Source organism: Pseudomonas sp. RIT411 (assembly GCF_003057735.2).
GTDB classification, from domain to species: Bacteria; Pseudomonadota; Gammaproteobacteria; order Pseudomonadales; family Pseudomonadaceae; genus Chryseomonas; species Chryseomonas oryzihabitans.
In genome coordinates this window covers 418,057-441,159 of the sequence record NZ_QBIZ02000002.1, presented here as the reverse complement: position 1 = coordinate 441,159, position 23,103 = coordinate 418,057, and the positions used below count along the sequence as shown (strand labels likewise).

The following is a 23,103-nucleotide window of genomic DNA, read 5'->3' as shown; positions in this document are numbered from 1 at the left end:
AACTGAGACCTGGCGCAACCTCGCGAGGAACAGTCGCCAGCTCAACGGGCCGCGTCGGGGTACTTCTTGAGGAACTGCTTCTGCATTTCCTGGCAGTTCTCCATGAGTGCCTGGCGATCGGCCGGCGAGGTTTCCGGGGCATTGGCCCGCGCCAGGCACTGATCGATGGCCTGCTGCTCGTTGGCCCGATTGGCCGGCGTCGCATTGTGGCGATAGACATAGATGATGGAGCCGAAGACCACGACCGCGAACAGGATCGATAGCAGGATCAATCCCAGGCAGCCGCCTTTACCGATCTGCCGCCCTTCACCACCCTGCGTCATCACTCTCTCCTCGCGGTAACGGACCCCTGCTCGCGCCTTGGCGAAGCAACGAAGCCCCAAGAAAAATCGTCCGCCAGTCTACGTGAAAACCCATGGCATCACGACCGAGGCACGCGGTCACACCCTCCCGAGCAATCGGCAGAACCTTTATTCGCACTTCCGGAAAGTTCTAACGCGCAAACCAGACTCACGCCCGACCCGATCAATTCCGCACTTCAATCAAGGCGCGGAAAGATCACGCGTAGTTAGCTATGCCAACTTGTTCAGCGGCTATTCAAGAAAAGCCCCGCACCTATTAATCCAGTGTTAAGCGATACGGCGGAGTATCGATTCCAGGCACTGCAGAACCTGGTTCTGGTACCTGAGCGATAGCCTTACTTCAATTGCATATCCGCTGGAGGCAGCAAATGAACGTCAAGAATAAACTGGCAAAGAGCATGCTGGTCGTCGCCATCGTAGCCGCCTGCTCATCTGCGGCCATCGCCGCGAACCAAGCCCCCTCGGCAAACGAACTGGGTAGCTTCCAGGCCCTGTCCACCCAGGGACAACGGGCCTTTACCGACATCTCCGCCGCACGCCTGGAACTCTTCCAGGGGCAAACGAAGCAGGCGGTTTCCCATGTCAAGGACGCCCAGCAGGCACTCAAACTTGCGCAATCGGACAATACCGCGCTGAAAAAAGCCGCGAGCGAATTGCAGGTCAAGGATAATCAAGGCAAGGCCGATACCAGCACTACCATAACGTCCTGGCTACCCATCTGGGGCGATACCGTAGTACAGGACAGTTACATGGCCAGCCCGCAAAAAGTTAAGGCGGTGGCCGATGCCAATAACAAACTCAAGCATGGCGACGCCAAGGGTGCTGCAGAAACCCTGCGCCTGGCCGATGTGGATATCGACACGGCCATCGCCCTGGCACCGCTCAAGCAGACCATGACGGACGTCGACCAGGCGGCCAAGCAATTGGCCAGCGACAAGTTCTATGAGGCCAACCTGACGCTCAAGCAGGTTCAGGATGGTGTGCGCTACGCCTCGACGGCCCTGGACTTCACGGCGAACAAGCATGGGCTGCAGCCGGCAGGCTCCTTCACCGAAACCGTTACCCCGAGCAGCTGATGGTTTGGCAGGGGCAACAGGGCGATCGCAGGGTCGCCCTGTTAAACGACCCGACACCCAGCAAGTCCGCCTCGATCCCAGCGCGGAGCAGGCAAACACGAAAGGGGCGGTCTCTCGGATCGCCCCTTTTCCATTACCCGCCACCGATGCGGATGTTGTTACCTGGTCCAGCTGACCCAAACCCTACCCCTCCCGCACGGGCCTCGGCGAGACCTGTCCACAGCCGCTGACGCATGAACTTCAAGGTGCCGGACATAGACTGGCGCTGCAGGAGAGGCCGTCGGCGTGCGACTGCACCTGAGCCTGTCGCCATGCTGAGACGCCGCCCGCCCACGGATTCGCACAGGCTTCCACCCCCTCCCCGCAGGCAGAGCTACCCGGTCCTGCCGAGATACCTCGATGCCAGCCAGTCTCTAACCCACCCGGATCAGGCACGGCCTTCGCGCGCCGCAGATACAGCCGTGATATGCACGATTGTGCGTATTCTTGCTTAATCATGCATGATCAGCTAACACTGGTATGAGGTGTGATCACCCCTACTGTCACTTTTTTCCGGAGCCTCTCCAATGCAACACGTGGAACTCGCCGCACAACAGCCTTCGGGAGCGATCGAGCAATGGGCGACCCGCGCTGGCTTCCTCATTGCGGGTTCTGCCATGGCCGCCTGGGCACCCCTAGTGCCCGTCGCCAAGGCGAGGATCGGCGCCGATGATTCGACGCTTGGCCTTCTCCTGCTTTGCCTGGGCCTGGGATCCATTGTCGCGATGCCCATCGTCGGCATTCTCGCCAGCCGCTTCGGATGCCGCGCGGTGATCGCGACCAGCTCGGTAGCACTCGCCCTGGTGCTGCCGCTGCTTGCCGTCGCCGATTCGATTTTCGGCATGGCCATCGCCCTGGCGCTGTTCGGGGCAAGCGTTGGCGCGCTGGACGTCGCGATCAATATTCAGGCCGTGATGGTCGAGAAGGACAGCGGTCGCAACATGATGTCCGGCTTCCACGGCCTGTTCAGTGTCGGCGGGATCGTCGGCGCCGGCGGCATGAGCGTTCTGCTGGGGGCTGGAATCCAACCGCTGGTGGCGACCCTGGTGTTCAGCGCGCTGCTGATCGTTCTACTCGCGGCCTCGATCAAGGGTCTGCTGCCCTACGGCAATCATGACGCCGGACATACCCCGTTGTTTACGCTGCCGCGCGGGATCGTCGCCTTCATCGGCTTGCTCTGTTTTCTGATCTTTCTCGGCGAAGGCGCGATCCTGGACTGGAGCGCCCTTTTCCTAATCGATACGCATGGCGTCGACCGGGCGCAGGCCGGCTTCGGTTACACGGTATTTGCCTTGGCGATGACCATTGGCCGCCTGACCGGCGACTGGATCGTTAAGACGCTGGGCGGCCTGAAAGTGGTCGTAGGCGGCGGCCTGCTTGCCGCGGCAGGCTTCCTGATGGCGGTCCTGGCACCCACCCAGCCCTTTGCCTTCGCAGGCTTTCTGCTGGTTGGCCTCGGGGCTTCCAACATCGTCCCCGTGCTCTTCAGTGCCGCCGGACGGCAGACCCGGATGCCTGCAAGCCATGCCATTGCAGCGATCACCACCATCGGGTATGCCGGCATTCTCATCGGTCCGGCCGCGATCGGCTTCGTCGCGCAGCACTGGAGCCTGAGTGCAGCGCTGCTGCTGGTGGGTGGCGGAATGGCGTTCGTTGCGCTCACCTGGCCGATGACCGCCCGACAGCGAGACGCCTAGCGCCTCGCATTCGCCGAGGCAAAGGCCAGGGCCAGGGCCGAGCAGTACGTCGCCGGGACCCATCTGAAGCCTTCACCGCTGCCACCCCAATCAAACCCCAAACGAAAAAAGGCGACCCTTTCGGATCGCCTTTTTCCTTACCCGCCAGCAGTGCGGGTTTTGTTTGGTAGGCACGATTGGATTCGAACCAACGACCCCCACCATGTCAAGGTGGTGCTCTAACCAACTGAGCTACGTGCCTGCTGTGGGTGCGCATTCTACAGCGCGGGACTTTAGCGTCAAGCCCTTTTTTCAGCTAAACGCCTGAAAACGTGAAATTTTTTTGAAGGCTAGGAAACCCGCCGGGCCGGACGTCGCGGATAGAGCAGGATTGAAAGCCAGAGCGCGAGGGTTTCCACCGTTATCGCCAGGGCCAAGCCCAGCCCTATTCCCCAGCCGATGGCTTCGGGGGTAAGCACTACCTGATAGCGATACTGCTGCAGGGTCTCGTCGCGCAGTTCGCTGTTGGGCCGTACCAGGATGTGCCAGGCCCGCTGGTACCAGGGACCCTGCAGCGCCTGCCACTCTTCGTTGAACAGCGCATTACGGCGCAGCAGTACGCCGAGGCTGTCGGCGTCGCTGCGAAAGACCGGATCCTCGCTGGCCCGGTAATGCGCCAGCAAGCCGTCGAGATTGCCTTCGAAGTACTGCTGCGCGGTCCGTCTGAAGCCGCTCAGGGCCTGATCGGATTCGAGGCGATGGGCATCCACGCGCTGCTCGTAGTCGAGCATGAAGCCGGGGATCTGCACCCCTACCAGCAAGGCCAGGGTGAACAACAGCAGACGAATATAACTGCGCAGCATCGTGAAGTGGCTTCCTGTCTAGACGCGGCCCTGGGAGACGATCTCGCCATCCCACCAGAGATGCCATTCCCCGGGCTGGTGCAGGGTCCAGACCTCGTCGGAGGTCAGCGGCTCGGTAGTGATGATGGTGACGACGTCATTGGGCGTGGTCTCGGCCTTGAAATCGATATGGACTTCCGCATCACGCAACTGGGCCGGACCGAAGGGGGCGCGGCGGGTGATATGGGCCAGCTTGGTGGTGCAGAAGCTGAACAGCCAGTCGCCGTCGCTGAGCAGGCAATTGAAGACGCCCTTCTTGCGAAAGCCGTCGCAGGCATTCACCAGCTGCGGCAACAGCATCTCCACCGGGACGGGTTCGGGAAAGCGCTCGCGGACCTGGTCCAGCAGGCTGCAAAAGGCCGTCTCGCTGTCGGTATCACCCACCGGCCGGTAGAAACGCGGCTCGGGATGGAAATCCTGCAGCTGGCCGTTATGGGCAAAGCTCCAATAGCGGCCGCCCAGTTCCCGTACGAAGGGGTGGGTATTGGCCAGATTGACCGACCCGACGTTGGCGTGACGGATATGGCCGATCACCGTGTGGCTCTTGATCGGGTAGCCCTGGACCAGCTTGGCCACCTCGGAATCGGCGCCTGGCAGGGCATCCTTGAACAGGTGCAGGCCCCTGCCCTCGTAGAAGGCCACGCCCCAACCGTCCCGATGCGGACCGGTACGACCGCCCCGCTGCATGAGGCCCTGGAGACTGAAGACCAGATCCGTGGGCACGTTGGCACTCATGCCCAGCAATTCGCACATGTCCGTCCCTCCGGGGTGGCTGCCTGGTTCAACGGCGGCTGCAGCCGCTGCCCTTCGCAATTATGCTGAAGGGGACACGTCCTGGGCGCAAGCCTGGATTACAGACGGGGTTCGACGCGCTCGCTGCGACCCCGGGGTTCGCGGCGTTCGACCGGGGCTGCCGGGGTCCGTGCGGCCACCGACGATTCCGGTTGCGGATCATCCGTCGGCCCTTCGCCGACGACCGGCGCGGGACGCGGATGAGAGCGGCGGTACAGCCAGCGACAGAGGACGAAGATCAGGTAGAGCACCACGCCGATGGTGCCGGCAGCCGCCAGGTTGGCCACCGCCGACCAGGCACTGTTGCCCACCTTGAATACCAGGTCCAGCACCGTCACGGCGATGGCCGGGGCATAGAGGCCATGCTCGGCGTCCACCAGGGCCGGCGTCACCAGCAGCACGGCCACCACCAGCCGGATGGGTTCGCGCAGCCAGCGCCAGAGCCAGCCGGTGGCCTTGAAAGACACCACCAACAACAGCAGCGCGGCGATGGCGTAGACGGCCCAGGCGATCAGGTACTCTTGCTCGGTCATTGCGATCCATGGCGATAGCGGAAAGGAGAAGCCTATGATAGCGGTTTTGCCCCGCCCGCGTGTCTTTGCGCGGCGCCCAAGGAGCCCGCATGACCCAAGCCCCCATTGCCCGCCGCGCCCCTGGCGACGATCCCTACGTCTGGCTGGAAAACCGTGACGCCCCCGAGGTGCTGGCGCACCTGGAGGCCGAGAACGCCTACCTTGAAGCCCAACTGGCACCCGAGGCCGCCCTGCGCGAGCAGCTGTTCGAGGAGATCCGCGCGCGCATTCGCGAGACGGATCTATCTCTGCCCGTCCCCCGCGGCGACTATCTCTACTATCAGCGTACCCAGGCCGGTGACGAATACGGCCGCAACTATCGCTGCCGCCGCCCGGCCAATGGCGACCTGACGCCCGATCCCACGACCGAGGAATTGCTGTTCGACGGCAACGCCATCGCCGACGGCGGCTTTCTCTCCGTCGGCCGCTTCACCATCAGCCCGGACCAGACCCGCCTTGCCTACAGCCTCGATCAGGTGGGCGATGAGACCTACCGGCTTTATGTGAAAGAGCTGGCCACCGGCATGGTGACCGAACTGCCCTTCGAGGAATGCGACGGCAGCCTGACCTGGGCCAACGACAGCCGTACCCTGTTCTTTGGCGAGCGCGACGAATCCCATCGTCCGCACAAGCTCTATCGCTATCACCTGGGCGATGCCGAGCCGCAACTGGTCTTTCACGAGACCGATGGGCGCTTCTTTCTCGGCTGCTATCGTTCGAGCTCCGAGCGCAAGCTGCTGTTGCTGTCCCACAGCAAGACCACCAGCGAAGCCTGGGTGCTGGACGCGGACCGGCCGGACGAGGCCTTCGTCTGCCTGGCGCCACGCGAGGAAGGTCACGAGTACTTTCCCGATCATGGCGTCGATGGCTGGTACATCCGCAGCAACCAGGACGGCATCAACTTCGCCCTCTACCAGGCCGCCGAGAGCAGTCCCACCCGCGCGCACTGGCAACTGCTGGTGCCCCACGACCCCGAGGTGATGCTGGAGGATGCCAGCCTCGGCGCCCACGCCCTGGTGCTCAGCCTGCGTACCGCCGGACTGCCGATTCTGGAGGTGCGCCCCTATGGGCAGGCGCCCTATCGCGTCGACCTGCCGGACGAGGTCTACAGCCTGGATGCCATGGACGTGCTGGAATTCGCCAGTCCGGTCATGCGCCTGCGCTACGAGGCGCTCAATCGCCCCGCCGAGATCCGCGAACTGGACCTGGCCAGTGGCGCCCAGCACGTGCTCAAGCAGGTCCCGGTGGAAGGCCCGTTCGATGTCGACGCCTACGAGAGCCGCCGCCTGTGGGCCACCGCCGCCGATGGCACCCGCATCCCCATCAGCCTGGTCGGTCGTCGCGACCTGCCGCAGAGCGCACCGCTGTACCTCTATGGCTACGGCGCCTATGGCCACAGCCTCGATCCCTGGTTCTCCCATGCCCGCCTGAGTCTGCTGGATCGCGGCGTGCGCTTCGCCATCGCCCATGTCCGCGGCGGCGGCGAACTGGGTGAAGCCTGGTATCGCAGCGGTAAGCTGGAACACAAGCAGAACACCTTCGACGACTTCATCGCCTGTACCGAGCATCTGCTGGAACAGGGCCTGACGACCCCGCAACAGGTGGTCATCAGCGGTGGCAGCGCCGGGGGCCTGCTGATCGGCGCGGTCGTCAACCAGCGGCCCGAGCTCTATGCCGCCGCCATCGCCGAGGTGCCCTTCGTCGATGTGCTCAACACCATGCTCAAGCCGGATCTGCCGCTGACCGTGACCGAGTACGACGAATGGGGCGATCCGAACGAGCCGGAGGTACGCGCACGCATCGCCGGGTACGCGCCCTATGAAAACGTGAAGGCCCAGGCCTATCCGGCCATCCTGGCGGTGGCGGGCTATCACGACACCCGGGTGCAGTACTGGGAAGCCGCCAAGTGGGTGGCGCGGCTGCGCGAGCGGCGGACCGATCAGGCACCCCTGCTCCTGCTCAAGACCGAATTCGGCGCCGGCCACGGCGGCATGAGCGGGCGTTACCAGGCCTTGCGCGACGTGGCCCTGGAATACGCCTTCGTCTTCCGGGTACTGGGCCTGACCGGCTAGGGAACGGCGGGGGCTCTGGGCAGGTCTTTTCCACAGCTAAAGGAGAATCTGCCATGCACCTAGATGCCCCCACTCCCCCTCTCGCTCCTCCGCCTCGCGACGCCGCTGCCATCAAGGGCGTCGAACGCCTGGCCTCCGTGGCCGGCGGCGGCCTGCTGATCAGCCGCGGCCTGGCGCGTGGCGGTCTGCTCGGCCTGCTGACCGGCGCCACTGGTGCCTGGCTGCTGAAGCGCGGACTGCGTGGACACTGCTCGATCAAGAGCACCCTGACCAAGGTGCGTTTCGAACGCGACGTCCGCCGTTCGCTGGCCTGGCATTCGGCGGCCTCCCAGACCCGCCGGGTCGTCATCGCGCGCCCCCGCGATGAGCTCTATCGCTTCTGGCGCGACTTCTCCAACCTGCCGATCTTCATGCGCCATATCGAACGCGTGGACGTGCTCAACGACCGCTACTCCCACTGGGTGGTCAAGGCACCCATGGGGCGTTTCGAATGGGACGCCGAAGTCACCGACGACATCCCCGGCCAGTTGATCGGCTGGCGCTCGTGCGGGTATGCCGGCCTGAACAACCTGGGCTGGGTCAGCTTCGCCGACGTGCCCGGCGGCACCGAGGTGACGGCGGTCATGGCCTACGAGCCGCCAGCCGGTCGCCTCGGCCATCTGTTCGCCCGGCTGCTGCGCCGCGACCCTGGCACCCGCATCGCCCAGGACCTGGCCGAGCTAAAGATCCTGCTGGAACGTGCCCATGCGGTCGGCGATCGCTACGGCGCCGTCGAGCGCACCTCGCACATGGAGTCGCCGCTGGGTTGACCTCCGGCTGTGCCGCGGCGTCTCGCTCGGGACGCCGCCACCCTCCTCCCGAGCCGTTGAGCCGCTACTGGCTTATCTCCTAACGACCCCAAATCCCGCTTTGCGACACTTGGGTAACAACCGGCGTGTCGCCGCTTGCGACGCCTGGAAAACCGATGTTAGCTTTCGAACAACGGAGCTCTTAATGACAGCTCGATAACATCGCAGGCTATCTGGTGTGACGAAGCCACTTTTCTTCCAAGCCCTCGAAGGCGCCTTCGCCGACCTCACCCCCACTGGCAAACGCATCGCCGGCTACCTGTTGGCCAATCCGGAGAAGTTGCCCTTCGAGACCGCCGACAGCATCGCCCAGCGCACCAACACCACCGGCATCTCCGTGGGTCGGCTGCTGCGCTCGCTGGGCTATCGCAACCTCGACGACGTCAAGCAGAGCCTGAGAGACGAAGGCCTGGAAGCCTGGCGCATCACCGACCGCTTCAGTGCCTTTCGCCAGCAGAGCGGACGCAGCGATGCGCTGGACCGTTCCCTGGCCGCCGAGCTCGCCGCCATCGAGGACGTCTACCAGCTGGCCCGCGGCCCGGTGTTCGAGCAGGTGGTCCAGCAGCTGACCGGCGCGGACGCCGTCTTCATCGCCGGCATCCAGACCACCCGCGGGGCGCTCGGCAGTTTTCACAGCCTGCTGGAGTACATCCGGCCCAAGGCTTTCTACGTCGACGGCCTGTCGGGCACCTACGCCGACATCTTCAACAGCGGCTTCGCCCGTCCCTACCTGGTGGTGGCCGACTTCCGCGCCTATTCCAGCGTGACCCGCAAGCTCTGCGAAGCCGCACGTGATGCTCAGCTGCCCATGGCGCTGATCACCGACTACCACTGCCCCTGGGCCCGGGATTATCCCGCCGACCTGCTGCAGCTGCGCCTGGATGTCGACCAGTTCTGGGATTCCCTGGCCCCCCTCGCCTGCCTGCTCAACCTGCTGGTGTCAGCGGTGGCGGATCGCTCGGGTGATGCCCTGGAACAACGGCTGGCCAGCAACCGCGCCCTGCAGCAGCGCTTCGGACAATTCGAATGAGCCCTGGCCCTCTTCTTCACCCCAAGGAAGCACCCCGTACCGTGAACCATCCAGAACTCGTCGAGATCGACGCCCACCACTACGGCGTGGACATCCAACTGGTCTATGCGACCGCCGACAACCTGGCCGGCAAGGTGCTCTACCAGGACGCCCACTGCCTGCTGCACCGGGATGCCGCCGCCCGCCTGCACCGCGCCAGCGCGCTGGCGCAACAGGCCGGTCTGCGCCTCCAGGTGCTGGATGCCTACCGCCCGCCCTATGCCCAGCAACTGCTGTGGCGGGTGCTGCCCGATGCCCAGTACGTGAGCGATCCGGCGCAGGGCTCGCACCACAGCCGCGGCGTGGCCGTGGACGTGACCCTGCTCGACGAGGCCGGTGAAGCCCTGGACATGGGTACCGGCTTCGACGACATGCGCGAGCTGTCGCACCTGTTCAATCCGGCGCTGCCCGCCGCCGCCCAGCGCAACCGCCTGCTGCTACTGGGCATCATGCAGAGCGCCGGCTTCACCTTCATCCCCAGCGAGTGGTGGCACTTCGAACTGCCCGACGCCCGCCGTTATGCGCTGATCGACTACCACCATCTCAGCCCGGAGGAACTCGCCGCCCTGCTGAACTGACCCTGCCGGCGACCGGGTCATTCGAATCCGGCGCCGCGAGCCCTTCGCTCGACCACCTTGCCCACTGCCGAAACACCCATAAACCCAAACAATCCGAGGTACCGGCATGTTCTCGTCTTCGCGCACCTGCGTTTCATCGGCGTCCCGCGTGCTCGCCCTGGTTTCCCTGCTGGGCCTCGGCGCCTGGCAACCGGCCAGTGCCGCCACCGCGACCGACACCCTGGTCATCGGCAAGCCTGCGGATCTGCAGACCGTCGACCCGGGTGTGACCTTCGACAACAACGACTGGACCGTGACCTACCCGGCCTACCAGCGCCTGATGCGCTACAAGGTGGAAGACGGCAAGGGCAGCACCGACGTCGAGGGCGACCTGGCCAGCGGCTGGGCCGTTTCCCCCGACAACCTGGTGTGGACCTTCACCCTCAAGCCAGGCAACAAATTCGACGATGGCAGCGAGGTCACCGCCGAGGCGGTCAAGTTCTCGGTCGAGCGCCTGATGAAGCTCAAGCAGGGCCCGTCCAGCATCTTCCCGGCGGACATGACGGTGACCGTGGTGGATCCGCAGACGATCAGATTCACCCTGCAGAAGCCCTTCGCGCCCTTCCTCTTCGCCCTGGCCCACGACGGCGCCAGCGTGATCAACCCCAAGGTGGCCAGCACCCACGGCAAGGACGTGGACGCCTGGCTGGCCGGCCATACCGCCGGCTCCGGCGCCTATCGCCTGGCGGCCTGGCAGAAGGGCCAGTCGCTGACCCTGGAGCCCAACCCGCATTACGCCGGCAAGGCACCCACGCTCAAGCAGGTGGTGATCCGCATCATCGCCGAGCCTTCGGTACGCCGCCTGCAACTGGAACAGGGCGATCTGGACATCATCGAGGACCTGCCCGAAGACCAGGTCAAGGCCCTGGCGCAGAAGTCCGGTTTCGTCACCACCGCCTACCCCTCGCTGCGGGTGACCTACCTCTACCTCAACAACAGGCGCGCGCCCATGAACGATGTGAATGCGCGCAAGGCGGTGGTCGATTCCCTCGACTACCAGGGCATCGTCGAAGGCATCGCCATGGGCAAGGCCAAGCTCATGAACGGCCCGATCCCGGACGGCATGTGGGGGCATGACCCGAGTCTGCCAATGCCCAGGCAGGACCTGGAAGCGGCCCAGGCCGCCCTGGGCAAGGCGCCCAAGGTGCGGGAGCTGCAATTCCTCTACTCGGACAAGGATCCGGCCTGGGAGCCCATCGGCCTGACCCTGCAAGCCGGCCTGAGCACCCTCGGCGTCAACTTGAAGATGGAGAAGCTGGCCAACGCCACCTTCCGCGAACGCCTGGGCAAGGGCGATTTCGACGTCGCCATCGGCAACTGGAGTCCGGACTTCGCCGATCCCTACATGTTCATGAACTTCTGGTTCGACAGCACCAATGCGGGGCTGGCGGGCAACCGCGCCTTCTACAGCAATCCCAAGGTGGACCAGCTGCTGCGCGACGCCGCCAGCGTCAGCGACGTGGCCCAGCGCAAGGCGCTGTACCAGGACGCCCAGAAGATCGTGGTGGGCGACGCCGCCTACGCCTACCTCTACCAGAAGGCCTACACGGTGCCGATGCGCGCCGCGGTCAAGGGGTACGTGTTCAACCCCATGCTCGAGCAGGTCTTCGATTTCGCTGCGATGTCCAAGTAAGGGCGACGGGTGCCGGCGCGTTCCGGCACCTGCCCCGCGAGGTATGCCATGGCCTTCTTCCATCTGCTGCGCAAGCAGCTGACCGATATCCTCATCGTGGTGATCGGGGTGTCCCTGATCACCTTCGTCATCTCCCACCTGATCCCGGGCGATCCGGCGCGGCTGATCGCCGGCGAGCGTGCCAGTGACGAAATCGTCGCCGGTATCCGTCAGCAGCTGGGTCTGGACCTGCCGCTCTACCAGCAATACTTCCACTACATGGGGGACCTGCTGCAGGGCGATCTGGGCCAGTCGATCCGCACCCATCGGCCGGTGCTGGAAGACCTGCAGCTGTTCTTTCCGGCCACCCTGGAGCTGGCCCTGGCCGCGCTGCTGCTGTCGATCCTGATCGGTGTGCCGCTGGGCGTGCTCTCGGCGGTCTACAACAATCGCTGGATCGATCACATCAGCCGTACCCTGGCGGTGGCCGGCATCTCCACCCCGGCCTTCTGGCTGGGCCTGGGGCTGATCGTGCTGTTCTATGGGCACCTCGGCTGGCTGCCCGGCGGCGGGCGCCTGGACCAGGGGCTGACGCCACCGCCCACGGTGACCGGCTTCTATCTGATCGACACCCTGCTGGCGGGCGATCTCACCGGCTTCGTCAGCGCGGCCAGGCACCTGCTGCTGCCGGCGGTGACCCTGGCCTTCGTCAACCTGGGCGTCATCACCCGGCAGATCCGTGGCGCCATGCTCGAACAGCTGGGCGAGGACTATATCCGTACCGCCCGCGCCTATGGCCTGTCGCAGACCACCGTGGTGCTGCGCCACGCGCTGCCCAATGCCCTGATTCCCTCCATCACGGTAATCGGCCTGGCCCTGGGCGACCTGCTCTATGGCGCGGTGCTCACCGAGACCGTATTCGCCTGGCCGGGCATGGGCGCCTATGTGGTCAAGTCGATCCAGGCGCTGGATTTCCCGGCGGTCATGGGCTTCGCCATCGTGGTGTCCTTCATCTACGTCCTGCTCAACCGCTTCATCGACCTGCTCTACCGGCTGGTCGATCCCCGCATCGGCAAGGTGAACTAGCATGACGACCCTGACCGCCTCGCGCCCCGGCTGGCGCGAGCAGACCGCCTGGCTGGCCTGGCGCATTCGCCGCAATCCGCTGATGCTCACGGGGCTGGTGATCACCCTGCTGGTGCTGCTGTGCATGGTCGCCGCGCCCTGGCTCGCGCCCTATCAGCCCAACGCGCTGAAACTCACCGCCCGCCTGCAGCCACCCAGTGCCCTGCACTGGTTCGGCACTGACGAGGTGGGTCGCGACCTGCTCAGCCGGGTGATCTACGGCAGCCGCCAGTCGGTGGGCGTCGGCCTGTTCGTGGCCTTTGCCGCCTGCGCCATCGGCGGGCTGCTCGGTTGCCTGTCGGGCATCGTCGGCGGCGCCTTCGATCGCCTGATGATGCGCCTGATGGACATCATCCTCTCGGTGCCTTCGCTGGTGCTGATCATGGCCCTGGCCGCCGCCCTCGGGCCGAGCCTGTTCAACGCCATGCTGGCCATCACCCTGGTGCGCATCCCCTTCTATGTGCGCCTGGCGCGCGGCCAGACCCTGAGCATCCGCCAGCTGGCCTACGTCCAGGCGGCGCGCACCTTTGGCGCCGGCAAGTGGCACCTGGTGCACTGGCACGTGGCACGCAACGCCCTGCCGCCGCTGCTGGTGCAATTCAGCCTGGACATCGGCAACGCCATCCTCATGGCCTCGGCGCTGGGCTTCATCGGCCTGGGCGCCCAGCCACCCACCGCGGAATGGGGCGTGATGGTTGCCAGCGGCCGCAATTTCATCCTCGATCAGTGGTGGTACTCGACCTTCCCGGGCCTGGCGATCCTGGTCACCGCCATCGGTTTCAACCTGCTGGGCGATGGCATCCGCGACCTGCTCGATCCTCGCCAAAAGGGCAAATGACATGGGCCAGCCCGTTCTGCACATCGATCAGTTGAATCTGGAATTTCCCGGCTTTCGCAGCAGCGCCAAGGCGCTCAACGGCGTCAGCCTGAGTGTGGCCCCCGGCGAGATCGTCGGCGTGGTGGGCGAGTCCGGCTCGGGCAAGTCGGTCACCGCCATGCTCACCCTTGGCCTGTTGCCCTCAGGCAGCTACCGGGTCACCGGCGGCAGCGTCAACCTGGTGGGCCACGACATGCTCGCCTTGAGCGAGCGCCAGCTGATGGAAGTTCGCGGCCGCGAGGCGGCGATGATCTTCCAGGAGCCGATGACCGCGCTCAATCCGACGCGACGCATCGGTCGCCAGCTGCTGGACGTGATCCGTCGCCATACCGCGCTGGATGCCGCCCAGGCCCGCGCCAGGGCGATCGAGTTGCTCAAGGACATGCACATCGCCGACCCCGAGCAGATCCTCGAACGCTATCCCTTCGAACTGTCCGGCGGCATGCGCCAGCGCATCATGATCGCCCTGGCCTTCTCCTGCGATCCGCAGCTGCTGATCGCCGATGAGCCGACCACTGCGCTGGACGTCACGGTGCAGCGCCAGGTACTGCTCCTGCTGCGCGAGAAGGCGCGGGCGCGGGGCACCGCCATCCTGCTGATCACCCACGACATGGCGCTGGTCTCGCAATTCTGCGACCGCGTCTATGTGATGTACGCCGGCGGCATCGTCGAACAGGGAGCCACCGCGGCGGTCATGCAGGCCCCCCGGCATCCCTATACCCAAGGCCTACTGGCCTGCCTTCCGGAAAAGGCGGTGCCGGGCAGCGATCTGGCCAGCATCCCCGGACAGGTGCCCAACCTGGCCCAGCTGCCTGGTGGCTGCAGCTTCAAGGAGCGTTGCAGCCGGCGCCATGAGCGCTGCGAGACACGCCCTGCGCTGCTGCCGACGGACACCCCCGATCACCTGAGCGCCTGCTGGCTGCAGGCAGAGGACGCCCCGGCATGAACACCCTTTCTCCGCCCGCCGTACCCTTGCTGGAGCTCAAGGGCATCGAGGTTCGCTATCCGGTGGGCCGCGACTGGCTCGGGCGCACCAAGGGCCAGGCCCATGCCCTCAACGGCATCGACCTACGGCTCTTTCCCGGCGAAACGCTGGGCGTGCTCGGTGAATCCGGCTGCGGCAAGAGCACCCTGGCCCAGGTCCTGATGGGGCTGGTGGCGCCGGTGAGCGGCACCCTCGCCGGCGCCGCCCGTGGCGAACGCAACATCCAGATCGTCTTCCAGGACCCGCAGTCCTCGCTGGACCCGCGCCTGCCGGTATGGAAGCTGATCACCGAACCGCTGGTGGTGCGGGGTCGCAGCTCCTCTGCCGAATTGCGCGCCCTGGCCGAGCGCCTGGCGCTGCAGGTCGGTATCCGTCCCGAATACCTGGATCGCTACCCGCACCAGTTCTCCGGCGGTCAGCGCCAGCGCATCGCCATCGCCCGGGCGCTGTCGTCGGATCCGGACATCATCATCCTCGACGAACCCACCTCTGCGCTGGACATCTCGGTGCAGGCACAGATCCTCAACCTGCTGGCCCAGCTGCAACGGGAACGCGGCCTGACCTTCGTGCTGATCTCCCATAACGTCTCGGTGGTACGCCATCTGGCCGACCGGGTGGCAGTCATGTACCTGGGGCAGATCGTCGAACTGGGGGCGGCGGCTGAGGTGCTGGAACACCCGAGTCATCCCTATACCCGGCTCTTGCTGGAGGCAGTGCCGCGCCTGGATCAGCCGCTCACCGGCGATGCCGCCGCGCAACGTACCGAGTTGCCGGGCAACCGGGTGCTGCCGAGCGGCTGCTTTTTTCGGGATCGCTGTCCCCAGGCGGGTACCGGTTGCGAGCACCCTCAGGCGCTGTTGCCAGGCAGGTTGGCGGAGGTCCGCTGCCATCGGGCGGCGGGTCTTACGACGCCGTTACGGAACAGCCCGGCGGTGGTCTGAGGCCGGGATCAGCCCGCGCGAAAGATCAGATAGTCTTCCCAGTCGTCTTCGGCGACCTGGGTCTCGCTCAGCATGCGGCCGGACTGGGAGATGCCGGCCTTGTGCACCGCCTCGGGGTCGTCGCAGATCAGCGGGTGCCATTCCGGCAGGTCCTTGCCTTCGGCCACCAGGCGATAGCCACAGGTGGGCGGCAGCCAGGCGAACTGGTCGGCCTGGGCGGGAGTGAGCTGGATGCAGTCGGGGACGAAGCGGGTGCGCTCGGCGTAGCGGCTGCACTGGCAGGTCTTGAGATCCAGCAGCTTGCAGGCGATGCGCGTGTAGTAGACGGCGCCATCGTCCTCGTCTTCGAGTTTCTGCAGGCAGCACAGGCCACAGCCGTCGCACAGCGACTCCCATTCCTGGGCATCGAGCTGGTCGAGGGTCTTGCGCTTCCAGAACGGCTGGGTGATGGCGGCCATGGCGGGGATCGTGGCAAAGAGAGGGGGCGCGCAGTCTAGTGCCGCACGCCGCGAGCGCCAAGCACCGTTCGCGCCCTTGTCGACTCCGCCCGGCCGGATTACCGTGCCGGATTCCCTTTCCTCCGTGGTGAAGCCATGACCAGCACCAGCCGTACTCCGCAATACCCCGTCGACGCGCAATTCGTGCAGCGCTGGTCGCCGCGCGCCTTCGAACCGGTCGCCATCGAGGAAGAGACGCTGCTCGGCTTCATCGAGGCCGCGCGCTGGGCGCCCTCCGCCTTCAATGCCCAGCCCTGGCGCTTTCTCTATGCACGGCGTGGCGATGCCCACTGGGAGCTGTTCCTGAGTCTGCTGGCCGAATTCAATCGTGGCTGGGCGCAACACGCCTCGGCCCTGGTGATCATCCTGTCGAAGACCACCCTGCTGCGTGCCAGCAGCGGTGAGGAGGTCCCCTTCCCCAGCCACAGCTTCGATGCAGGTGCGGCCTGGGCCTACCTCGCGCTGCAGGCGACCAATGCCGGCTGGCACGCCCACGGCATGGCCGGGATCGACCGCGAAGGCATCCAGCGCGAACTCAAGGTGCCGGCGGCGTTCAAGGTCGAGCTGGCGGTGGCCATTGGCAAGCTGGGCGACAAGGCCAGCCTGCCGGAGTCCCTGCAGGGGCGCGAGCTGCCCAGCCCACGCCTGACGGTCGAGGAGCTGGCGGTGGCCGGCCCCTATACCTTCGGCTGAGCGGCGAGCTCGACGGCGCCGCGCAGGGGCTGCCCCTGTTGCAGGCGCTGGAGATTGTCGAGGAACAACCGGACGGCCGCCGCCGGTGGCGTGGGTCCGGCGACATGGGCGGTGAGGTGCAGATTGGGCGTCTGCCAGAAGGGATGCTCGATCGGCAGCGGCTCCTGACGGAACACGTCCAGCACCGCGCCAGCCAGGTGGCCGCTTTCCAGCGCGGCGATCAGATCGGCATCCACCACGCTGGTGCCGCGTCCGGCATTGATGAACAAGGCGCCAGCAGGCACGGCGGCGAAGAAGGCCGCGTCGTAGAGATCGCGGGTGCTGGCGCTGTCCGGCAGCAGATTGACCACGAAATCGGCCTCCCGCGCCGCCTGGTGCAGCTCTGAGAGCGGCACCACCCGCGCAAAGCCAGGCAGGGTCCGCGCACTGCGGGCGACGCCGGTGAGGCTCATGCCGAACGGCGCGAACAGGCGGGCGATGTCCTGGCCGATGTCCCCTGCCCCGACCAGCAACAGGCGCCGTCCGGCGAGGGTGCCTGGCGCCCGGGTATCCCAGCGTCCTTCCCGCTGACTGAGCTGACGCGTCGCCACCTGGCGCTCATGCTGCAACAGATAGGTCAGGACGTATTCGCCGATGCTCTGACCGAACAGACCCACCGCCCGGCTGAAGCGATAGTCGCATGGCAGCTCCGCGGCCAGCAGCGGCGCATAGCCGGCCCAGGTGGATTGCAGCCAGAGCGGCTTTACGCCCTGGCGCAGCAGGGCCGCAGCGCGATCGGGTTGGCCGAGCCAGTAGCACGGTTGCTGCGCCAGACGCACGGCCGCAGCCGGGTCCGCCGGCACCTGCAGGTCTAGCTCCGGCGCCAGCTGGCGCCAGGCATCGACATAGCCGGCCGGCGTGTCTTCCAGCAGCAGGACGGCGGTCATAGCGGATCGTTGAGACGCAGCAGTTCTTCGGGCAGGTGCTCGATATAGTCGTCGCGCTCCAGCTCCGGCGGCGGCATCTGCAGGTGGTAGCCCTGCTTGGCGATGTTCTCGAGGACCTTGGCGACGTCTTCTCGTGCCAGCTTGCGCTCGGGGGTCAGCACGAATTCGAAGGCCAGTGCCGGCGGGCCGAAGGCCGTGAGCAGGCCCTCGGGGACAGGTGTCAGGCCCTTGAGCTTGTCGACGTACAGGTACATTTCCGGCTTGCGCGGGCTTCGGTAGATGGAGCACAGCAATTTCATGGGGTGTCTTCCAGGGGCGCCGGCGGGGTGCGCTGCGCCTGCAGGTGATCGAGAAGGGCCTGGCCGAAGCGCTCGCGACGCCAGCCCCGCAGGTTGTCGGGCAACTGATAGTCGCCATCGGGCCAGCCGGTGCGCAGCAGGGCTTCGAGCACTTTCTTGCGCAGCATCAGTTCCGGCGCCATGCCCAGAGCCTCGGCGTCCCGTTCGCCGATGGCGCGCAAGGCCTTGAGCAAAGGCGAGGCCTCGTGGGGCAAGGGCTCGGACTGCAGCGCCGGCCATTGCTCGGCCGGGGTGGCCGCGCCTTCGGCGATCAGCGCCAGCAGGGTATCGCCATCCTGGCGCACGGTACGCGGGTGCATGTCGTCGATGCGCGCCAGGGCCTGCTTGTCGGTGGGCTGGAAACGCGCCAGCGGCCACAGCGAGCGTTCGCGCAGGACATGGTTGCGCGGCTGGTCGCGTTCGCGGGCCTGGACCTCGCGCCAGTGGCAAAGCACCCGCAGTACCGCCAGTTGCTGGCGCGACAGGCGCCAGGCCAGCTTGACGTCGCGATAGGCTTCCCAGGGATCGCTGACGCGGCGCAGATTGGCCACCAGTTCGGCGCCATCCTCCAGCAGCCAGGCCCGCCGCTGGTCATCCAGCCGCGCATCGAGATAGAGGTAGACGTCGACCAGATAGGTCACGTCGGCCGCCGCATAACGCTCCTGCAGCGGCGTCAGGGGGCGTTGCAGCCAGTCGGAGCGGGTCTCGTCCTTGGGGATGTCGATCTTGAGCACTTCGGCGACCAGCCGCGAATACCCCATGGAATGCGCCAGGCCCAGATAGGCCGCCGCCAGTTGGGTGTCGTACAGCGGCTGGGGCAGGCTGCCGGTCAGGCGCAGCAACACTTCCAGGTCTTCGCTGCAGGCGTGCAGCACCTTGACCACGGCCGGGTCCTCCAGCAGCGCGGCGAAGGGTGTCCAGTCGCCGATGCACAGGGGATCGACCAGGTAGGCCTGTTCGCCGTCGCCGATCTGGATCAGGCCGGCCTTGGGATAGAAGGTGTCGACCCGCATGAATTCGGTGTCGAGGGCGATGAAGGGCAAGGTCTGGCAGCGCGCGCAGAGGGCGGCCAGCGCCGCGTCGTCGCGGATCCAGTGAGGGGCAGAAGTCAAGGGCGCACTCCGAACAGATGAGCCGACAGTATAAGCCACCCTGGCACGATCTTCGGTGCCGCTCGACCCGCCTTTCCGGTACCGGAACGCATGGCATTCAGCGCCTTTCCAGGCGGGTTCGTCGGATGAACGCGGGCTGACCGCCCCGAACCAAACGTGACCGAATAGTTTTTTTTGTATTCGCAAGCAGGGCCTGCTAAAAGCTGAGTGTGCGCAGGTACTCACTCGGACTTGGGAATCCGCGGAGGTAAGCGCTTCTCGCCTTTCAATGGAGCTGCAAGAGCATGAAAACAATAAAACTGACCCTACTTGCATTGGCCGTTTCGAGCGCTTCCGGCTATGCCCTGGCGAACGGTCTGGCTATCAACGAACAAAGTGTCAGCGGGATGGGTACTTCCTTCGCCGGACGCTCTTCCTCCGCGCAGGACGCCTCCACCATCTATGGCAACCCGGCCGGCATGTCGCGCCTGGGTCGCGAGGTGTCCCTGGGCGGCGCCTATATCCATGCCAAGATCGACATTAAGGATGCCAGCGGCCGCTATGCCAACGGCCAGGCCGTTCAGGGCAGCAACGACGGCGACATGGTGCCCAACTCGGTGGTGCCCTTCGGCTACTTCGTGACCCCGGTGGATGACCGCCTGCACTTCGGCCTGGGTGTGTATGTCCCCTATGCGCTGATCAGCAACTACGAGCACGCCTTCCAGGGTCGCTACCAGGGTCAGGCGAGCAAGGTGGAAGTCATCACCATCCAGCCCACCGTCAGCTACAAGATCACCGACAAGGTCTCCATCGGCTTCGGTCCGACCATCAACCGCATCGAAGGCAAGCTCAACAGCAACGTCAACTTCGGCAGCACCCAGGATGGCCAGGTCAAGATCGACGGCGACGACACCGCCTATGGCTTCAACGTCGGCCTGCTCGCGGACCTGACCGATGACCTGACCTTCGGCCTGACCTACCACTCCAAGGTCACCTACAAGCTCAAGGGCAACACCGAGGTCACCGGCGCCAACAGCCAGGCCAGCCCGATCACCAACGCCCTGGTCAGCCGGCTCAACGGCAAGTATGACGCCAGCCTCAACATCACCCTGCCGGAAAGCAGCGACGCCTCCTTCACCTACCGACTGAACAACGACTGGACGATGTACGCCGGTGCCACCTGGACCCGCTGGAGTCGCCTCAAGTCGATCGACGTGGAGAACGAGGGCACCCCCACCCTGCCGGTGCTGGGTTCGCCCCTTGCGACCGTATCGGAAGAACTCAATTGGAAGGACACCTGGTCCTACGCCGTTGGCGCGGCCTATCAGCTGAATCCCCAGTGGGTACTGCGCGCGGGCATGGCCATCGACCCCTCTCCGGCCGACAACGGCGACCGCAACGTGCGCATCCCGGTGGGCGATCGCAAGACCTTCTCGGTGGGCGCCGGCTGGTCGCCGACCAAGGACATGACCATCGATGTGGCCTATGCCTACCTCTGGGAAGACGATGTGTCGGTCAATCGGCCCGCCACCTCCACCAAGGCCGGCTACAGCGCCAAGTACGACAACAGCGCCCACGGTCTGGGCGCCCAGCTGACCTACCGCTTCTAAGCGCCAGGGTCCGCTAACGAAGCCGCCGCCAGGCGGCTTCGTGCTTTTCAGGCTATCGATCGAGCTACGGCTACCCGCAGCGGCGGCTGAAACTGGTATCAGGCTATGCTCTGAGCGCCCAGAGGCCCTGTTCCTGCTCGGCATACCAGCGCTGGAAGTCGTCCAGCGACAGGGCGCCGGCCACCAGTTGGCCCTGGATCTGGTCGCAGCCCAGGTCTGTGAGCACCTCCAGGGCCTGGCGGGTTTCCACGCCTTCGGCCACCACCCGCAACCCGCGCAACTGGCCGAGCTGGACCAGCAGCCTGATCACCTCCTGATCCCCGGGCAGCTGGCAATGCTCGATGAACTGGCGATCGATCTTCAGCTCGTCGATAGGAAAGCTGCTCAGGCAGGCCAGCGAGGAATGCCCGGCACCGAAGTCGTCCAGCGACAACTCGAAACCCATGGCCTTGAGCTGGCGCAGGCAGTCGAGCACCTGCACCGGATTGCTCATGGCGCGGGACTCGGTGATTTCCAGGCAGAAGCCGGCGGCCATGGCGCCGGTCTCGTCCAGCAACCGGCCGATGCGGGCGATGAAGGCCGGGTGCTCGAGGTCCAGCAGCGACAGATTGACGTTGAGTTTGAGGGCGCCCAGCTGCCGCTCCCGTTGCAGGCGCATGCAGCGCTCCAGCACCCAGAGGGTGATGTCGCAGATCTTGCGACTCTGTTCGGCGATGCCGACGAAGGCATCCGGCTTGAGCAGGCCCAGTTCCGGATGCTGCCAGCGGATCAGCACCTCGGCGCCCTCGACGCGGCCGTCGGGCAGCGCGATCTTGGGTTGCAGATAGAGCCGCAGCTGATCGTGGTCCACGGCCAGGTCCAGGGCGTCGAGCATAGCGATGCCCAGCTGCCGCTGACGCTCCTGGTCCGGATCATGGAAGGCGAAGGGCAACTGGCGCCGGCGCGCGTCCTGCAGCGCGGTCTCGGCGTTGGCCAGCAGGGCTTCGGCGCTGGCGCCGTGCTCGGGGTAGCAGGCGATGCCAAAGGTGATGCGCAGGGACACCCGCTGGTTGCCGCTGACGAAGGGTTTCTCCACCAGGTTGCGCAGCGACAGCAGCGCCGCCTCCGCCGAGGCGTCGTCGAACCAGGGCAGCAAGAGGACGAAGGTGTCGGCGCCGATCCGCGCCACGCCATTCTCTTCCGGCGCCGCGACCCGCAGCCGACGCGCCAGGTGGCGCAGGATCTTGTCGCCGCCTTCCTGGCCGAGCAATTCGTTGATGTTGCGGAAATTGGCCACGTCCAGCAGCAGCACGGCGAAGCGTCCGGCCGCGGCGCGCTCGATGCGCTGGCGGATTTCCAGCACCAGCCGCACCTGATTGGGCAGCCGGGTGAGCATGTCGCGAAAGGCCAGCTGGCTGATGCGCCGCTCGCGCGCGGCCAGGGCGGCGCCCATCTGGTTCATGGCGCGGCCCAGCCGGCCGACCGGATCGCGACCTTCCTTGAGCCCTAGCTGATAGTCACCGTCGGCGATACGTTCAGTAGCCTGCCCGAGACGGGCCAGATAGCGATTGAGCGCGCCAGCCAGAATCCGGCTGACCAGGGCGCCCATCGCGAAGATGATCGCCCCTATGAGCAGCGAATCCAGCAGAGCCGACTGCTCCGCCGCTGCTATTCCTTCCATGAACATGTCCGCCCCTATGACGACTGCTTGCCCGTCCTGTCCTGGAATGGCCAGGAACAGGGAACGGAAACTGCCAAAGTTATCCTGATACTCCGCGAAACGCGGTTGATGATCGGCAAACACCGCACCGAGTTCCGGGGGGGCCTGATCGTAGAGCTGGCGATAGTCGCCGAAGTAGCCAACGCGGATTTCCTCCTCGTTGGCCGAATCCATGATGAAGCGAAAGTCTGACCCTTCCTTGACGAAGGCATAGAGCGAGGCCAGTCCGGCCTTGCGGGCATAGCGATCCAGGGTGACAAGCGTCCGCTGGTAGCGCTCCGGGTCCGCCTTGGCGGGGTCCTGCAACTGGGCGAGATAGTCTTCGCCGAGGATCTCCGGCAGCGCCAGGGCCGCGCTCATCAGGCGATAGTCGATGCTCTGGCTGCTGGCGTCGCGCGCCTGACGATAGCTGTGCAGGGTGAACAGCAGGGTACCCAGGGCGTCCACCAGGATGAACGCCAGAAAGAACTTGGCGAACAGGCTGCGAGGCTTGAGGCGGAGCCGCGACGCGGGGGCGACTTCCCGGGGCGAGGCGGCGCTGTGAGGCGCATCGGTCATTGGGGCTCCTTGTCCAGCTGACGACGACTCCCTCTGGATCCGCACAGGCCGAGGTGGCTTCGCTGGGCGCGCAACCAGGCGCCTTATTAACCCGTTAACCCGGGTCGTTCAAGGACGGAGATCGCA

General features: G+C 65.6%; 22 protein-coding genes and 1 tRNA gene. 13 read left to right on the top strand and 10 right to left on the bottom strand.

What is annotated here, in order from left to right:
* Window positions 1-41: 41 nt before the first annotated feature.
* Window positions 42-323, bottom strand: coding sequence for a hypothetical protein (locus DBY63_RS04755; RefSeq protein WP_007159203.1), 282 nt, complete (start codon window positions 321-323; stop codon window positions 42-44).
* A gap of 407 nt (window positions 324-730) precedes the next feature.
* Here DBY63_RS04755 and DBY63_RS04750 point away from each other — a divergent pair, with 407 nt between their 5' ends.
* Complete coding sequence (locus DBY63_RS04750) at window positions 731-1,438, top strand: YfdX family protein (RefSeq protein ID WP_058792121.1); 708 nt, start codon at window positions 731-733, stop codon at window positions 1,436-1,438.
* A gap of 566 nt (window positions 1,439-2,004) precedes the next feature.
* Window positions 2,005-3,174: an MFS transporter gene (locus DBY63_RS04745; RefSeq protein ID WP_108581375.1), complete on the top strand. Its 1,170-nt coding sequence runs from the start codon at window positions 2,005-2,007 to the stop codon at window positions 3,172-3,174.
* A 164-nt stretch (window positions 3,175-3,338) separates the two neighbouring features.
* On the opposite strand, the gene DBY63_RS04740 is transcribed toward DBY63_RS04745, so the two are convergent.
* From DBY63_RS04740 to DBY63_RS04725, 4 genes are all read right to left on the bottom strand, one after another.
* Window positions 3,339-3,415 (bottom strand) — tRNA-Val (locus tag DBY63_RS04740).
* Window positions 3,416-3,503: 88 nt separating this feature from the next.
* Window positions 3,504-4,016, bottom strand: coding sequence for a DUF2937 family protein (locus tag DBY63_RS04735; protein WP_027596904.1), 513 nt, complete (start codon window positions 4,014-4,016; stop codon window positions 3,504-3,506).
* A gap of 18 nt (window positions 4,017-4,034) precedes the next feature.
* Window positions 4,035-4,808, bottom strand: a complete 774-nt coding sequence (locus DBY63_RS04730) for a class II glutamine amidotransferase (RefSeq protein ID WP_108581374.1) — start codon at window positions 4,806-4,808, stop codon at window positions 4,035-4,037.
* A gap of 98 nt (window positions 4,809-4,906) precedes the next feature.
* Window positions 4,907-5,380: an MFS transporter gene (locus tag DBY63_RS04725; RefSeq protein WP_077172188.1), complete on the bottom strand. Its 474-nt coding sequence runs from the start codon at window positions 5,378-5,380 to the stop codon at window positions 4,907-4,909.
* 89 nt (window positions 5,381-5,469) lie between these two features.
* Between DBY63_RS04725 and DBY63_RS04720 the strand changes: the two genes are divergently transcribed.
* From DBY63_RS04720 to DBY63_RS04680, 9 genes are all read left to right on the top strand, one after another.
* Entirely contained in the window at window positions 5,470-7,491 is a 2,022-nt protein-coding gene (locus DBY63_RS04720; protein ID WP_108581373.1) for a S9 family peptidase, read from the top strand.
* Window positions 7,492-7,544: 53 nt separating this feature from the next.
* Window positions 7,545-8,300: an SRPBCC family protein gene (locus DBY63_RS04715; protein WP_044342419.1), complete on the top strand. Its 756-nt coding sequence runs from the start codon at window positions 7,545-7,547 to the stop codon at window positions 8,298-8,300.
* Window positions 8,301-8,517: 217 nt separating this feature from the next.
* Window positions 8,518-9,369: a MurR/RpiR family transcriptional regulator gene (locus DBY63_RS04710; RefSeq protein WP_108581372.1), complete on the top strand. Its 852-nt coding sequence runs from the start codon at window positions 8,518-8,520 to the stop codon at window positions 9,367-9,369.
* 41 nt (window positions 9,370-9,410) lie between these two features.
* Window positions 9,411-9,986, top strand: a complete 576-nt coding sequence (gene ddpX / locus DBY63_RS04705) for a D-alanyl-D-alanine dipeptidase (protein WP_108581371.1) — start codon at window positions 9,411-9,413, stop codon at window positions 9,984-9,986.
* Window positions 9,987-10,092: 106 nt separating this feature from the next.
* On the top strand, window positions 10,093-11,658 hold the full coding sequence (locus DBY63_RS04700; RefSeq protein ID WP_077172183.1) for an ABC transporter substrate-binding protein: 1,566 nt from the start codon (window positions 10,093-10,095) through the stop codon (window positions 11,656-11,658).
* Window positions 11,659-11,706: 48 nt separating this feature from the next.
* On the top strand, window positions 11,707-12,723 hold the full coding sequence (locus tag DBY63_RS04695; RefSeq protein WP_108581370.1) for an ABC transporter permease: 1,017 nt from the start codon (window positions 11,707-11,709) through the stop codon (window positions 12,721-12,723).
* A 1-nt stretch (window position 12,724) separates the two neighbouring features.
* On the top strand, window positions 12,725-13,600 hold the full coding sequence (ddpC, locus tag DBY63_RS04690; protein WP_074584400.1) for a D,D-dipeptide ABC transporter permease: 876 nt from the start codon (window positions 12,725-12,727) through the stop codon (window positions 13,598-13,600).
* Window position 13,601: 1 nt separating this feature from the next.
* Window positions 13,602-14,585, top strand: a complete 984-nt coding sequence (locus DBY63_RS04685) for an ABC transporter ATP-binding protein (protein ID WP_108581369.1) — start codon at window positions 13,602-13,604, stop codon at window positions 14,583-14,585.
* A complete protein-coding gene (locus DBY63_RS04680) occupies window positions 14,582-15,565 on the top strand; it encodes an oligopeptide/dipeptide ABC transporter ATP-binding protein (RefSeq protein ID WP_108581368.1) in 984 nt (327 codons plus the stop codon). The genes DBY63_RS04685 and DBY63_RS04680 overlap by 4 nt, the downstream gene beginning before the upstream one ends.
* A gap of 8 nt (window positions 15,566-15,573) precedes the next feature.
* Here DBY63_RS04680 and DBY63_RS04675 read toward each other — a convergent pair whose 3' ends face one another.
* Complete coding sequence (locus DBY63_RS04675) at window positions 15,574-16,023, bottom strand: YcgN family cysteine cluster protein (RefSeq protein WP_007159211.1); 450 nt, start codon at window positions 16,021-16,023, stop codon at window positions 15,574-15,576.
* Between the two features lie 135 nt (window positions 16,024-16,158).
* Between DBY63_RS04675 and DBY63_RS04670 the strand changes: the two genes are divergently transcribed.
* Window positions 16,159-16,755: a nitroreductase family protein gene (locus DBY63_RS04670; RefSeq protein WP_027596916.1), complete on the top strand. Its 597-nt coding sequence runs from the start codon at window positions 16,159-16,161 to the stop codon at window positions 16,753-16,755.
* Here DBY63_RS04670 and DBY63_RS04665 read toward each other — a convergent pair.
* From DBY63_RS04665 to rnd, 3 genes are read right to left on the bottom strand one after another with little or no spacing between them, the layout of a single operon-like run.
* Window positions 16,740-17,681, bottom strand: a complete 942-nt coding sequence (locus DBY63_RS04665; RefSeq protein ID WP_108581367.1) for a D-2-hydroxyacid dehydrogenase — start codon at window positions 17,679-17,681, stop codon at window positions 16,740-16,742. The two genes, DBY63_RS04670 and DBY63_RS04665, sit on opposite strands and share 16 nt — an antisense overlap.
* Window positions 17,678-17,980: a YcgL domain-containing protein gene (locus DBY63_RS04660; protein WP_027596918.1), complete on the bottom strand. Its 303-nt coding sequence runs from the start codon at window positions 17,978-17,980 to the stop codon at window positions 17,678-17,680. The genes DBY63_RS04665 and DBY63_RS04660 overlap by 4 nt, the downstream gene beginning before the upstream one ends.
* The gene (gene rnd, locus DBY63_RS04655) at window positions 17,977-19,131 is read right to left on the bottom strand and encodes a ribonuclease D (RefSeq protein ID WP_027596919.1); all 1,155 of its coding nucleotides are present in this window, start codon (window positions 19,129-19,131) and stop codon (window positions 17,977-17,979) included. The genes DBY63_RS04660 and rnd overlap by 4 nt, the downstream gene beginning before the upstream one ends.
* Window positions 19,132-19,415: 284 nt before the next feature.
* Between rnd and DBY63_RS04650 the strand changes: the two genes are divergently transcribed.
* Window positions 19,416-20,720, top strand: coding sequence for an outer membrane protein transport protein (locus DBY63_RS04650; protein ID WP_108581366.1), 1,305 nt, complete (start codon window positions 19,416-19,418; stop codon window positions 20,718-20,720).
* 103 nt (window positions 20,721-20,823) lie between these two features.
* On the opposite strand, the gene DBY63_RS04645 is transcribed toward DBY63_RS04650, so the two are convergent.
* Window positions 20,824-22,977 (bottom strand): bifunctional diguanylate cyclase/phosphodiesterase, encoded by a 2,154-nt coding sequence (locus tag DBY63_RS04645; protein WP_108581365.1) that lies wholly within the window; start codon window positions 22,975-22,977, stop codon window positions 20,824-20,826.
* Between the last annotated feature and the right edge of the window lie 126 nt (window positions 22,978-23,103).